Below are 13972 nucleotides of genomic sequence, written 5' to 3'. Positions count from 1 at the left end.
GTTTTTACATCTATGAGTTTAGAATCTTTGGTTTTATGATTAATAAAGTCAAAGAATGAGTTAAGGCCTGATTGGATAGTAAAAATTGGACCAAGCAAATAAGATGCAAAAATTTTAACCAAAATTAATGCAATAACCAATGAAATAAATCCTATAATAAGTTGGGCTCTAAGAGCTAAATCACTAGATTTTGTATAGGTATCATTTTCAACCATAGCACAAATATTAATATTTGGATTTGGTGTTCTATCACACAATACAGCTTGTGTAACACCATTATCATCTTTTGCATAAAATAAAGTGTCAATGTTATTAGGATCTAAAAGATTAGGATCATCTGTAATAGCTTTTGCGATATTTTGTCCTAGTATCGTTTTAGTTAATATAAGTTTTGGATCTTGATGAAACATTGTTGTTCCATCTTGAGAATATACCGCAACAAATGAATTCTCAGTCTTACCAACCTCTAAAGCATCTGCTGAATATTGCTCTAAACTATAAACACCAGCAACAACTCCCCTAAACTGCCCCTCTATAATTAATGGCATAGAATATGCAATACCCTCTATTCCTAAAGTGATTGATTTGTAAGGATCGCTAGTATATAAATTCATGTTTTTCTTTGCACCTATATACCATGATTTACTTCTATAGTCAGAACCATTATTTAAAGTATTCTTAAATCCTTTGCTATCATATGCAATACCATCTTCTGTTACCAAAAAAACCATTTCAAAACCAACATATTCTTGAGTCAATTTTAGTGCATTAAAAATTTCTTTTTCATTATTTAAAATATGATTTTCTACTATAAAATTAGCTAATTTTTTTACAGCCGATTTATTATCTGCTTCATAAGTATTGAAAATATAGCCAACATCAAATAAAACCTTATCATGATTTTCTCTCAAATATTCAAAACTACTTTGTTTTGATTGAAAATATGCCACAATTGTTATAATAAGTATAGTTAGCAAAAACAAAATTCCAACTAGTATATTTACTTTTGAAACAATACTATTTATTTTCATTATTCTCATCCTTTAAATTTCAAATTAAATTTATTTTTATATCTATGTTAGGTTTTTTTATATTTTTACTTTAAACACCATCCTTTCTTTTAGATTAGCAATGCATAGAAATTTAAACTAATAAGTTGAAACGAAGTATATACTGCAGATAAAAAATAATTATTCAATATTTATTAAATAATAATCATTACTATTAATTAAAGTATAAAAAGGAGCTTTATAAATATAATTTTTGTGATAATTTGAAGAAAAGTCAGCCATGCTGACTTTTATTGATTAATTCCTAAATTTTATAATTTTCCTTCGTTTTTGCTTAGATAGTCAGCAACACCTTTAGGATCAGCTTTCATACCCTCATCGCCTTTATTCCATCCTGCAGGGCACACCTCTCCATGTTCATTTGTAAATAACATGGTATCTACCATTCTAATCATTTCATCAATATTTCTTCCAAGAGGTAAATCATTTATAACTGCATGACGAATAGTTCCATCAGCATCTAATAAGAATGAGCCTCTTAAAGCTACTGCTTCACCAAATAATACATCAAAATTTCTAGCAATTTGTTTTGTTAAATCAGCAACTAAAGGAAATTTCACTTGACCTATACCACCTTGATTTACTGGCATATTTTTCCATGCAAAATGTGAAAATTCATTATCGCAAGAAACACCAATTACCTCTATACCTCTATCTTTAAAATCTTGATATCTTTTATCAAAAGCAATAATTTCAGATGGACAAACAAAAGTAAAATCTTTTGGATAGAAAAATACTACCGCACCTTTTGGACCAATGTTTTTATAAAGATTAAAATCTTCAACTATTTGATTATTACCTAATACAGCTGGTGCTGTAAAATCTATAGCTTTTTTTGTAACTATCATTTTTTATCTCCTAATTAATAAATTTTATTTGTAAGAAAATAATATCATTTATAATTTTAAAAAAAAATAAATTATGAAAAAATATACAAATCAACAAAAACAATTAAGCCATTATCAAAATTAAAAGATTTTAAGAATAAAATTAAAACAATTTTGATAATCTTACAAATGACTATTAATTTTTAAAGGAGATAAAATGGCGGTTAAAATTACTGATATTTGCATATCATGTGGATCCTGTATAGATGAGTGCCCAGTTAGTGCTATAGTTGATGATGCAAACAATCCAGAAGGTGAAGATAGATACTATGTATATGCTGATAAATGTGTTGAATGTGTAAGTTATAACGATCAACCAGCCTGTGCAAGTGCATGTCCAACTGATGGGTGTATAGTTTGGAGTGATATTGCAAATGGGCAACCAAGTCGTGATAATATCGGAAATGATTTAAGAGACGGATCAACTCCTGTATTTGCTTAATCAAAATATATAAACGCTTTTTGCGTTTATATATTTAAAAATTAATTAAATATTCTGACATTATTCTCAAATAACTAAATTTATCTAATTTTAAAAGATATTTTGATAATATTAGCTCTTTGTATTTAAAATATATAAGGGGTAATTTTGGAAAAAACACTTTCTATTATCAAACCTGATGCAGTAAAAAAAGGTGTTATTGGTCAAATTCTAACTCGTTTTGAAAATAATGGTTTAAGAATAGCTGCTACTAAAAAAATTCAACTTTCTCAAAAAGAAGCTGAAGAATTTTATGCTATTCATAAAGAAAGACCTTTCTTTAAAGATTTAGTAGAATTTATGGTTAGTGGGCCAGTGGTTGTTTCTGTTTTAGAGGGTGAAAATGCTGTTTTAAAAAATAGAGAACTGATGGGTGCTACAAATCCAAAAGAAGCAGCTCCTGGTACCATTAGAGCTGATTTTGCAGAAAATATTGATGCAAATGCAGTTCATGGAAGTGATAGTTTAGAAAATGCTAAAATTGAGATAGAATTTTTCTTTTCAAAAACTGAAATTTTATAATGAAAATTCCTTTCGCAAAGCTCAATTTTGTCGCTTATCCTTTTAAGTTAGATCTTGATGGAATAATTTTTGAAGGATCAATCAAAAAAGAAAATTTAAAATTAGCTAAAATCAATAGCAATTTAAAAGGTTTTACCTATAGACATTGTGATCGTTGTGGAGAAGAATTAGAATTAGAAATAAATGAGAATATTGAACTTTATGCAAGCGATGGTATTTTTAAAGATGAAAACAATATCTTAAGTGATACTATAGAATTTTTTGATTCTCATATTGATTTACTTGAGCTTGCAAATAGTGAGTTACAATCTTATTTAAGTGATTATTTTTATTGTAATAAATGTTTATAATTTTAATAAAGGAGTAAAAAATGGCAGTACCTAAGAGAAGAGTGAGTAAAACTCGTGCAGCAAAACGCAGAACTCACTATAAAGTTACATTACCTATGCCTATCAAAGATAAAGATGGTAGCTATAAAATGCCTCATCGTGTAAATCCAGTTACTAAGGAATACTAAGAACGATGACAAGCATTGCTATTGATGCAATGGGCGGAGATTTTGGAGAAAAACCTATTATAGAAGGCGTTATACAGGCTTTAAGAGAAAAAGAGTTTAATGCTATCTTAGTAGGTGATCCCAAAAAACTTAGAGCCTTGATCCCTCAAGATTTAAATCAATTTATAGATTATGAAGAAACTTACGATGTTTTTGCCATGGATGAAAATTCCACCGAGGCATTAAAAAGAAAAAATAGTACTATATATAAAGCTATAGAACTTGTAAAAAATCAAAAAGCTCAAGCTGTAGTTTCTGCTGGACATAGTGGTGCCACTATGAGTTTAGCTACTTTGAAACTTGGAAGATTAGCCAATATTGCTAGACCTGCAATTGCTACACTAATGCCAAATATTCATTCAAGGACTCTTGTCTTAGATGTAGGGGCTAATGTAGATTGCAAAAGTGAACATTTATTTCAATTTGCAATTATGGGCGAAGCTTATGCGAAAGAAATTTTGAATATAAAAAAACCAAGAATTGCACTTCTTTCAAATGGAGAAGAAGAATGCAAGGGAAATGAACTTACAAAAGAAACTCATCAACTTTTAAAGCAGCTTCCAAATTTTATAGGCAATGCTGAAGGAAAAGATATTTTCAATGGTAGTATAGATGTGTTAGTATGTGATGGTTTTAATGGCAATATATTATTAAAAACCGGAGAAGGTGTTGCAAGTGTTATTACAAAACTATTAAAACAAGAAATTCAAAAATCTTTCTTTGCAAAATTAGGTTATCTTTTGGCAAAACCTGCATTTAAAGAATTAAAAACTCATATAGATTATGAAGAATATGGCGGTGCTCCTTTACTTGGCGTAAAAGAATGTGTTATCATTAGCCATGGAAAAAGTGGACCAAAGGCTATTAAAAACGCTATTTTTCAAGCTTTAAATTTTAGTCAGTCTAATATAAACTCTACAATAGAAAAAGAACTTTGCAATTATGAAACAAAATAAAGCCTCATTAATCAGCATAGCTTCATATGTACCAGAAAAAATTCTAAGCAATTTTGACTTAGAAAAAATAGTGCAAACAACCGATGAATGGATTCTTAGGAGAACTGGTATAAAAGAAAGACGCATAGCAAGTGATGATGAAAATACTAGCGATTTAGGAACTAAGGCTGCTATAAAAGCTATACAAAGAGCAAATTTAACTCCTAAAGATATAGATGCTATTATAGTTGCTACTTTAAGTCCTGATTATTTTACTATGCCTTCTACTGCATGTAAAATCGCTTCTAATTTAGGTTTAAAAAATATTACTGCATTTGATATTTCTGCGGCATGTTCTGGTTTTATCTACTTACTTGAGCTTGCTAAATCTTTAATAGAAAGTGGTGCTAAAAAAAATATTTTGATAATAGGTGCTGAAAAAATTAGCTCTATTATTGATTATACTGATAGAAGTATTTGTGTTTTATTTGGCGATGGAGCTGGTGCTGGAGTAGTTTCTTTAAATGAAAATTTTCCTATTATCGATGTGCATACTGCAAGCGATGGAGAATTTGGAGATTTACTAATGACTCAAAGATCTCAAAAAAGCAGTATATGCTCTGCTTTATCTATGCAAATGAAAGGTAATGAAGTTTTTAAAGTAGCTGTAAATACTTTAAGCAATGATGTAATTAAAATTCTATCTAAAAACCATATTTCACACAGCGAAATAGATTTATTTATACCACATCAAGCAAATTTAAGAATTATTAAAGCAGTGCAAGAAAAGTTAAATTTTAGCGATGAGCAATGTATGCTTACAGTTCATAAATATGGTAATACTTCAGCCGCTTCCATACCTATGGCTATGAATGATGCATATGAAGAAGGTAGGTTAAAAAAGGGTTCTTTACTTTTACTTGATGCTTTTGGCGGGGGATTTACTTGGGGTTCTGCTTTACTTAAATTTGGCGGTTAAAATAATGAAATTATTTTAACTTTTCAATTTTATCTAATATAGATTTTTTTGCCTTAACATCTGAAGAATCCACCCTAATATAAAATTCTACTCTATTGTTTCTTTCATCTTCTCTATCTTGCATTATTGGGTAATTATCTCCAAAACTAACTACGATAAGTTGATTTGCATCAACACCTCTATTGATTAAATAATCAGCAACGACTTGAGATCTTTTACTTGCAAGATCAAAGTTTCGCTTAGGATCTTTGTCGCTATTATCAGTATATCCTCTTATTTCTACTTGAGCTTGATGAGGCAGTTCTTTAATAACATCTGCTATACGCTTTAAAAAATCTTGCACATCAGCAGAATCAATCTCAACACTAGCTCTAGAAAATTCAACCCTTGCAGGTAAATTTAAAATAATATTATTTTCCCTTTGATCTAATGCTGCTTTTAATTTTTCTATACTTTCTTGTTGAGTGATACTCAATTTTTTAAGTTTTTCTAATTCGTCAACATTTGCATTAGCAGGAGAACTATATTTATTATGCACATCACTTTCTTTTTCTACAGGATTTGAAGCAGTAAATTCAAAAATTTTAACAAATTCTGTTTTCAAAGCTTCTGTTTTTGATGGATTGCTTTCAGAAATTGCCCACAAAGCAATAAAAAGTGCTAAAAGTAAGCTCAAAAAATCTGCGTAAGGAACAGCCCATTTTTCTCCAGCTGGACATTCTGGACACTTCTTTTTTTTACCCATATTAACTCTTACTTATCAAATTGTGAAATTCTTGGTTCATCATGACCTAAATAACTAAATAACTTTGCTTCTAAATCTCTAGGATTAGCACCCTCGGCTATACTTGTAATAGCTTGCATAATAACTATTCTTTCTTTGATCAAATCATGAGAATTTGCTTTCATTTTATTACCCCAAGGTCCAAACAAAGCATAAGCTCCAAAAATACCCGTAACAGTTGCTGTAAATGCACCTGAAATACCTGCTGCCATAGCTTGTGGATCATCTAACAACTGAAGTGCTAAAATAAGTCCAAATACCGCTCCAACAAGCCCCATGGTAGGACAAGTTTCACCAAAACGAACCCAATACTCTGCACATTCTTTATAATATTCTTCCATTTCTTCTACTTGAATTTCCATGTTTTCTTTGATTTCTTCAACACTTTTTCCATCTACCATCATCATCATAGCGTCTTTTAAAAATTCATTATCGATTTCATTGGTTTTTGATTCCAATGCTAAAAGTCCGTCTCGTCTTGCTATAGTAGAATACTCCACAAGTTCAGCTATCCTTTGACCTAAATTAACCCCTGAACCTTTAAAAACAATTTTTAGTTCTTTATAAGCACCTTTTACAATATGTTTATGCGTAGAAGTCATCGCACAAAAAGCTGCTGTTGGCATCACAATCAAAAATGAACTAAGGTGTATAACATGTAAAGGATTTCCTCCTTCTAAAATATCTCCAATAGATATACTAGTTACAGCTAAAACCATTCCAAGTATGGTTGATAAATCCATAAAAAAATCTCCTTATTTTAATTCACCCCAATTTTTAGCAATACTTGATGAAGTTTTTAATTTTACTTTTAATTTTACAATATTTTCCATAACATCACTAGCATTTTTTGCAAATTCTTCGCATAATTGATCTTTAACTTCAAAAATAAGCTCATCATGGATTTGTAAAATCAAACGCTGACTTTCATTTATTTTTTTTGCAATTTCAATCATTGCTAATTTTATTATATCGGCAGCTGAACCTTGAAGTATAGAGTTGATACTTTCTCTTTCATACATAGCAATTTGCATAGGCTTTGCATTATCAAAATCAAAATATCTCTTGCGACCTAAAAGCGTTGTAATAAAACCATCTTTTTTAGCTTCATTTTTTACTTTTTCAAAATATTTTTTAATACTTGTAAAATTTTCAAAATATTTTTCAATATATTCTTTTGCCAATTTTGCTTCAATTTTTAGATTTTGACTTAAAGTTTTATAGCCCATTCCATAAATAAGTCCAAAATTAATGCTTTTAGCAATGCTTCTTGTATGATAATTATTTTCACCAAAAATCATTATCGCAGTTTTTGCGTGGATATCCTCATCATTATCAAATGCTTCTAAAAGTTTTTTGTCTTCACTAAAATGAGCAAGCATTCTAAGTTCAATTTGAGAATAATCAAGAGAAATAAAACTATAGCCATCTTTTGGTATAAAACAAGATTTATAGTTTTTTGCATATTGGCCATGTGCAGGTATATTTTGCAAATTTGGATCTTTTGAAGAAAGACGGCCTGTTGCAGTTCCTGTTTGTAAAAAACTTGAATAAATTCTTGAATTTTTATCATTTTTAGCAAGTTTTAACAAAGGCTCACAATAAGTAGAAACTAATTTCGCAAGCTCTCTATAATCTAAAATTTCTTTTATGATAGGATGTTCATCCATAAGATTATTTAAAACTTTTTCATCAGTAGAATAACCCGTTTTTGTTTTTTTACCACTTGGTAATTTTAATTTTTCAAATAAAATATCACCTACTTGTTTTGGAGAGTTAATATTAAATTTTTCTTCTGCTAAAGCATAAATTTTCTCACTTAAAATTTTAATATCTTGATTAAAATTTTGCATTAATTGCTCAAGTTGTATAGTATCAAGTTTAATGCCATTATTTTCCATCATCATTAATACTTTAATAAATTCAAATTCACTATTTTTAGCAAGCTCTAAGAGTGATTGATCTAAATTTTGTAAAAAATATAAATAAAATCTTAAAGTTATATAAGCATCTTCAGCTGCATATTTACAAGCTTTTTCTAAATCAACGCCAGCAAAATCCTCACCTTTTTTCACCAAAGTTTCAAAATGCAATGTCTCATAATTAAACAACCTTTTAGCCAAATCATCCATATTTACTCTTAAACTTGGCTCCTTTAACCATGCTAAAATCATAGTATCTGCATAATTTTTTGGAGGATTTAAACCAAAATTGTTTTTAATGATTTCAAAATCATACTTAAGATTATGCCCTACAACAAAACTCTGGTAAATTTTTTCTATGGCAAATTTAGCTCTTTGCATAGGAATTTGCTCGCTAACTCCTAAATAATCATGATTAAGCGGCACATAAAAAGCTTCACTTTCATGAAAACAAAAACTAAAACCTACAATCTTTGCTTCTTTAGTATTTAAACTAGTAGTTTCAGTATCAAAAGCTACGACACTTTCTTTGTCTAATTTTTCTAAAATGTCAAATAATTCTTTTTCATCTAAAATCAATCTTGCATTAAAACCTAAATTTTTATCTTTATTTTGAGGATTAACACGCAATTTTTTAAGCAAAGCATTGAGCTCATAATGCTCTAATATATCTACAATTTTTAATAATGGTTCATCTTTAGGATAAGCACATTTTTCAAGCATATGTACTACATCCAAATCTTCATATAAAGTAGCTAATTTTTTACTCAAAATTGCATTTTCTTTACCTTCTAAGAGTAAATTTTTATTTCTTTCATTTCGCACTAGGGTTAAATTTTCATAAATACCCTCTATGCTTTCAAACTCATCAAGTAAATTTTTAGCTCCCTTAGCACCTATACCTTTAACCCCTGGGATATTATCTGAACTATCACCACAAAGTGCTAAAAAATCTCTCATTTGGAAAGGTTTAACACCATATTTTTCCAAACATCCTGCTTCATCATAATCATTTTTTGAAATAGGGCTATAAATGCTAACTTTTCCATTTTTTATAAGTTGATACAAATCTTTATCTTGAGTGATAATTCTTATAAATATATCCTTATCTTTGCATGCTTTAACTAAAGATGCTATGATATCATCTGCTTCATAACCTTCATAAGAAAAACTTGCAAAACCCATTTTTTCTATCATTTGTATGCAAATTGGAATTTGAGCTAATAGTTCTGGTAGTGGTGTTTGACGATTGATTTTATAATTTGGATCAATTTCACTTCTAAAAGTTTTTCCTTTGCTATCAAGAGCAAAAATAATCATATCACTAGGATGTTCATTTTTCAAACTATAAATAAAATTAGCAAAACCACTTATCATATTACTAGGCTCCCCTTTTGAATTTTTTAAACCCTTTAAAGCATAAAAAAGCCTAAAGAAAAAGCCAAAAGTATCAATTATTGTTAAAGTTTTCATTAATTTTCCCATGTAAATTCTATTAAAAACTAAGAAATTATCACTAAATTTTATTTAAAAGAGAGTAAAAAATCTAAATTTAATTTTATGCTTTTTAGATAAAATTACGCTTTTTAAATTTTAAAACAAAGGTTTAATTTTGCAAATACAATCAATCGCGGATGAGAATTTTAAAACGCCTCAAGGCAAAAAAGCTTTTAAAAAAGCTATATTTTCTTGCTGGTTGGGTACAGCTATGGAATATGCAGATTTTGCACTCTATGGCTTAGCAGCAGCCACAATCTTTTCTGAAATTTTCTTTCCCGAACAAACTCCTACTATAGCACTTTTACTTAGCTTCGTAACTTATGGAGTAGGTTTTGTAGCAAGACCTATTGGAGCTTTGTTTTTTGGTTATTTAGGTGATAAATATGGAAGAAAAAATGTATTGATGATTACCATTGCGTTAATGGGAATTTCAACTACTCTCATAGGTTTTATACCAAGTTATGCAGTGATTGGAATTTGGGCTCCAATTTGTTTGGTTATTTTACGCTTTATGCAGGGTTTTGGTGCTGGTGCTGAACTTTCTGGTGGAACGGTTATGCTTGGAGAGTATGCTCCAAGTAAGCATAGAGGTTTAATTTCTTCTATTATAGCTCTTGGATCAAATAGCGGAACCTTACTTGCGTCTATGGTTTGGCTTTTAACTTTACAAATGGATAGTGAAAGTTTTAAAGAATGGGGATGGAGAATTCCATTTATATGTAGTATTTTTATTGCTATTTTTGCTGTTTATATACGCTTACATGTAAAAGAAACTCCTGTTTTTGAAAAACAAAAAGAAATGATGCTAAAAATTCGTCATGAAAATGAAATGCATGCTAAAAAAGATGAAAGAAATTTATGGCAGAAAACAAAAGCTTTTTGGATCATGGTAGGCATTAGGATAGGAGAAAATGGGCCTTCTTATTTAGCACAAGGCTTTATAGTAGGTTATGTGACCAAAATTTTACTTCTTGATAAATCAGTCGCTACTACTGCTGTGATGATTGCTTCTTTAGTTGGATTTTTAGTTATACCTTTGGCAGGATATTTAAGTGATAAATTTGGAAGACGCATTACTTATAGAACATTTTGCTTACTTTTGATGCTTTATGCCTTTCCTGCTTTTATGCTACTTGATAGCAGAAATGAAATTATAGTAATTTTAACAATTATCGTAGGTATGTCTTTAGCGTCTTTAGGAATTTTTGGAGTTCAAGCTGCTTGGGGAGTAGAATTATTTGGAGCTAAAAATCGCTATACTAAAATGGCACTGGCTAAAGAATGTGGCTCTATATTATCAGGTGGGACTGCACCTATGATAGCTTCTGCATTACTAGCTTATTATGGGACTTGGTGGCCTATTGCATTATATTTTGTGATTACTGCAGGTATTGGCTTTATAACGACATTTTTTGCACCAGAAACTAGAGGTAGAGATTTAAATTTAATTGAAGATGCAGCATGATACGCCTTATTTTAGACACAGATATAGGTAATGGCATTATAGGAGCTAACACCGATGATGGTTTAGCTCTTGGGTTAATTTTGGCTTCTAAAGAAATCAAACTTGAAATGATTAGCACTGTTAGTGGTAATGTTCAAGCAAAAATTGCTTATAGCGTGGCTAAAAATTTATTAGAAAAATTAAATTTAAACATACCTTTGTATTTAGGAGCTAATGAAGCTTTATGCGAAGATAGTAATTTTTGGAGACAAAGATTAGATAATAGTGCTAAAAATTTTAATCTTACTCATCTTTGGAATGAGATAGGGCCTATTAAAATTTTAGATAACATCACTCCAAATGCTTGTTTAAAAATGGGAGAATTAATCACAAAATATCCTAATGAAATTTCAATTTGTGCCATAGGACCTTTGACAAATATAGCTATGGCAATGAGATTGTTTGAAAATTTTGATACTAATGTAAAAGAAATTTTCATTATGGGCGGAAGCTTTGATATGCCCTATTATGCTAAAGATACAAATTTTGGCTTTGATCCTGAAGCTGCAAGCATAGTTTTAAACTCTAAAACAAAGATCACTTTAGTACCATATAATGCTACCATGCAAACTCTACTTACACATAAAGATTTAGATTCTTTAAAAGACCAAAATCCTCTTTGTGATTTTTTAGTGCAAACTTTAAAAGTTTGGATCGATTATGCAAGCAAAACAAGAGGTACTAATGGCACTTGGATACACGATGCTTTAACGATTGCTTATATGATTGATCCTAGCTTGGCTAGTTTTAAAGAATATTTTGTCGATGTTATTTGCGATAGCTCTTTAGCAAGAGGAAATTCTATAAGATGCTTAAAAGATGCTAAGATGAATTTAGTAAATTCTCATAAAAAAACCACTATAAAAGTTTTAAATAATGTTGATAATGACAAACTTTTAAAGCTTATAAAAACAAGACTTTCAAATGGAATTTGCTATGAAAATTACAAAAATATAACGGGTTAATTTTCCTAAAGCTATAAAAACACAAGATTTTAAAAAAGAGTATTTAGCAAAACCAAGTCCTAATGAAAAAATATCGCCTACCACAGGCAAAAAAGTAAAAAAAGCATACAAAAAACCAAAATTTTTAAAATTTGCGTTGAATTTGTCTAATTTTTTGATGGAATTTTTAAAATATTTTTCTAAAATTTGACTCTTGCCAAAATACGCTAGGGCATAAGTGCTTAAACTTCCTAAAGTATTTGCCAAAGTTGCTATAAAAAGAACACAATATACATTAAAATCTAATTTTACAAAAGCTATTACAAAAGCTTCACTAGCCATAGGTAAAAGAGTGCTTGATAAAAAACTTACTATGAAAAGCCCTATATAACTAATATCACTATATAAAAATTCAAACACTTTTACTAACTTTCATCTATAAAATAATTTTATTTTTATTTTATGATTTAAATTTAAATCTTTTTTAATTATATTTACTTTACAATGAAAATGCTTTAAGCAAATTTTATTAAGGAAATTACATGGAAAGGGAAATATTTTTTAAAACAATTTTAGATTTCAAATCTTTTCAAACTCTTCTTTCTTGGCGTTAAGCCTACTACTGCATTTTAATTTCAATTTATTTTTTATTGTCTGATTTTAGTTGATCTTTTGATCTTAGTTTATTTTTGAATTTAAGGAATAACTATGAAAAAATATTATGGAAAATTTGGCGGACAATTTGTCCCAAATGAAGTAAAAATAGCATTAGATGAAGTAGAAAAGGCTTTTTTGGAACTAAAAAATGATAAAGAATTTAAACAAGAATTGCAATATCTTCTAAAAACCTATGTTGGAAGACCAACACCTTTATATCATGCAAAAAATTTAAGCAAACACTATAAACACGAAATATACCTAAAAAGAGAAGACTTAACACATACTGGAGCTCATAAAATCAACAATGCTTTAGCCCAAGCTTTAATAGCTAAAAAAATGAACAAGAAAAAAATCATCGCAGAAACTGGAGCAGGACAACACGGACTTGCAACAGCGACTGCAGCTGCACTTTTGGGATTAGAATGTGAAATTTTTATGGGGGCTACTGATGTCCAAAGACAAGCTTTAAATGTCTATAAAATGGAACTTTTAGGAGCCAAAGTTAATGCTATAACAAAAGGCAGAAAAACACTAAGAGATGCAGTTGATGAGGCTTTAAATTTTTGGGTTAAAAATACAAAAGATGTATTTTATGTAGTAGGAAGTGCAGTTGGACCTTATCCTTATCCGCAAATTGTAACGCATTTTCAAAGTATCATTGGTAAAGAATGCAAAGTGCAACTTAAGAAAATCAATCAAAAAGTTGATTATATCATAGCAGCTGCTGGAGGAGGTAGTAATGCAGCTGGAATTTTTCATGCTTTTTTAAAAGATAAAAAAGTAAAACTTATAGGGGTTGAAGCAGCAGGATTAGGCAAAGATACTCCTTATCACGCAGCAACTCTTACAAAAGGAACATTAAGAATCATTCATGGAATGCAAACTAAGGTTTTGCAAAATGATCAAGGAGAAATTTCACATACTTTTAGTATCTCTGCTGGACTTGATTACCCTGGAATTGGACCATTGCATGCATATTTACAAGAAAGTAAAAGAGCAAATTATTATGCTATTAATGATGATGAGTGTATAAATGCTTTAAAATTATTATGCAAAAAAGAAGGTATCATACCTGCTATTGAAAGTTCTCATGCTTTAGCTTACTTAGAAAAATTATGCCCTAGTTTAAAGAAAAAAAGCACTATAGTGGTAAATTTATCAGGAAGAGGCGATAAAGATATGCAAAGTGTTTATGAGTATAAAAAGGGTCAAATTTATAGTTAATAAA

The 13972-nt window shown here is 29.5% G+C and carries 15 protein-coding genes; 9 read left to right on the top strand and 6 right to left on the bottom strand.

Going from position 1 to position 13972, the window contains the following annotated elements:
- Both FPD38_RS05730 and FPD38_RS05725 read right to left on the bottom strand, forming a co-directional pair.
- Positions 1–1031 (bottom strand): PDC sensor domain-containing protein (locus tag FPD38_RS05730; RefSeq protein ID WP_187153109.1); only part of this gene is annotated, 1031 nt, incomplete at its 3' end.
- Between the two features lie 290 nt (positions 1032–1321).
- On the bottom strand, positions 1322–1918 hold the full coding sequence (locus tag FPD38_RS05725; protein WP_012662030.1) for a peroxiredoxin: 597 nt from the start codon (positions 1916–1918) through the stop codon (positions 1322–1324).
- 196 nt (positions 1919–2114) lie between these two features.
- Here FPD38_RS05725 and FPD38_RS05720 point away from each other — a divergent pair, with 196 nt between their 5' ends.
- The 6 genes from FPD38_RS05720 to FPD38_RS05695 all read left to right on the top strand — a co-directional run bounded on the left by FPD38_RS05720 (position 2115) and on the right by FPD38_RS05695 (position 5430).
- A complete protein-coding gene (locus FPD38_RS05720; RefSeq protein ID WP_147555778.1) occupies positions 2115–2399 on the top strand; it encodes a DUF362 domain-containing protein in 285 nt (94 codons plus the stop codon).
- Positions 2400–2546: 147 nt separating this feature from the next.
- Positions 2547–2960: a nucleoside-diphosphate kinase gene (ndk, locus tag FPD38_RS05715; RefSeq protein WP_147555777.1), complete on the top strand. Its 414-nt coding sequence runs from the start codon at positions 2547–2549 to the stop codon at positions 2958–2960.
- Positions 2960–3310 carry a hypothetical protein gene (locus tag FPD38_RS05710; RefSeq protein WP_147555776.1) on the top strand — a complete coding sequence of 117 codons (351 nt, stop codon included), beginning with the start codon at positions 2960–2962 and terminating at the stop codon, positions 3308–3310. Before ndk ends, FPD38_RS05710 begins: the two co-directional genes overlap by 1 nt.
- A gap of 20 nt (positions 3311–3330) precedes the next feature.
- Positions 3331–3477, top strand: a complete 147-nt coding sequence (gene rpmF, locus FPD38_RS05705) for a 50S ribosomal protein L32 (RefSeq protein ID WP_012662034.1) — start codon at positions 3331–3333, stop codon at positions 3475–3477.
- A gap of 5 nt (positions 3478–3482) precedes the next feature.
- The gene (gene plsX / locus FPD38_RS05700; protein ID WP_147555775.1) at positions 3483–4472 is read left to right on the top strand and encodes a phosphate acyltransferase PlsX; all 990 of its coding nucleotides are present in this window, start codon (positions 3483–3485) and stop codon (positions 4470–4472) included.
- Positions 4459–5430 (top strand): beta-ketoacyl-ACP synthase III, encoded by a 972-nt coding sequence (locus FPD38_RS05695; RefSeq protein WP_147555774.1) that lies wholly within the window; start codon positions 4459–4461, stop codon positions 5428–5430. Before plsX ends, FPD38_RS05695 begins: the two co-directional genes overlap by 14 nt.
- Before the next feature lie 10 nt (positions 5431–5440).
- Here the strand turns inward: FPD38_RS05695 and motB are convergent, their stop codons facing one another.
- Genes motB through polA form a run of 3 tightly spaced genes read right to left on the bottom strand, consistent with a single transcriptional unit; the run spans position 5441 to position 9609 of the window.
- Positions 5441–6175: a flagellar motor protein MotB gene (motB, locus tag FPD38_RS05690; protein WP_147555773.1), complete on the bottom strand. Its 735-nt coding sequence runs from the start codon at positions 6173–6175 to the stop codon at positions 5441–5443.
- An 8-nt stretch (positions 6176–6183) separates the two neighbouring features.
- Complete coding sequence (motA, locus tag FPD38_RS05685; RefSeq protein WP_147555772.1) at positions 6184–6957, bottom strand: flagellar motor stator protein MotA; 774 nt, start codon at positions 6955–6957, stop codon at positions 6184–6186.
- A gap of 12 nt (positions 6958–6969) precedes the next feature.
- The gene (polA, locus tag FPD38_RS05680) at positions 6970–9609 is read right to left on the bottom strand and encodes a DNA polymerase I (RefSeq protein ID WP_147555771.1); all 2640 of its coding nucleotides are present in this window, start codon (positions 9607–9609) and stop codon (positions 6970–6972) included.
- Between the two features lie 139 nt (positions 9610–9748).
- Between polA and FPD38_RS05675 the strand changes: the two genes are divergently transcribed.
- Entirely contained in the window at positions 9749–11101 is a 1353-nt protein-coding gene (locus tag FPD38_RS05675; RefSeq protein ID WP_261798304.1) for an MFS transporter, read from the top strand.
- A complete protein-coding gene (locus tag FPD38_RS05670; RefSeq protein WP_147555782.1) occupies positions 11101–12105 on the top strand; it encodes a nucleoside hydrolase in 1005 nt (334 codons plus the stop codon). The genes FPD38_RS05675 and FPD38_RS05670 overlap by 1 nt, the downstream gene beginning before the upstream one ends.
- On the opposite strand, the gene FPD38_RS05665 is transcribed toward FPD38_RS05670, so the two are convergent.
- Complete coding sequence (locus FPD38_RS05665; RefSeq protein ID WP_147555769.1) at positions 12061–12504, bottom strand: YqaA family protein; 444 nt, start codon at positions 12502–12504, stop codon at positions 12061–12063. The genes FPD38_RS05670 and FPD38_RS05665 overlap by 45 nt on opposite strands.
- 288 nt (positions 12505–12792) lie before the next feature.
- Between FPD38_RS05665 and trpB the strand changes: the two genes are divergently transcribed.
- Positions 12793–13968 (top strand): tryptophan synthase subunit beta, encoded by a 1176-nt coding sequence (trpB, locus tag FPD38_RS05660; RefSeq protein ID WP_147555768.1) that lies wholly within the window; start codon positions 12793–12795, stop codon positions 13966–13968.
- Positions 13969–13972 lie beyond the last annotated feature (4 nt).

Source organism: Campylobacter volucris (genome assembly GCF_008011665.1).
GTDB classification, from domain to species: Bacteria; Campylobacterota; Campylobacteria; order Campylobacterales; family Campylobacteraceae; genus Campylobacter_D; species Campylobacter_D volucris_A.
Note: the sequence above shows the minus strand (reverse complement) of the source record. Positions and strands in the feature narration are given on the sequence as shown.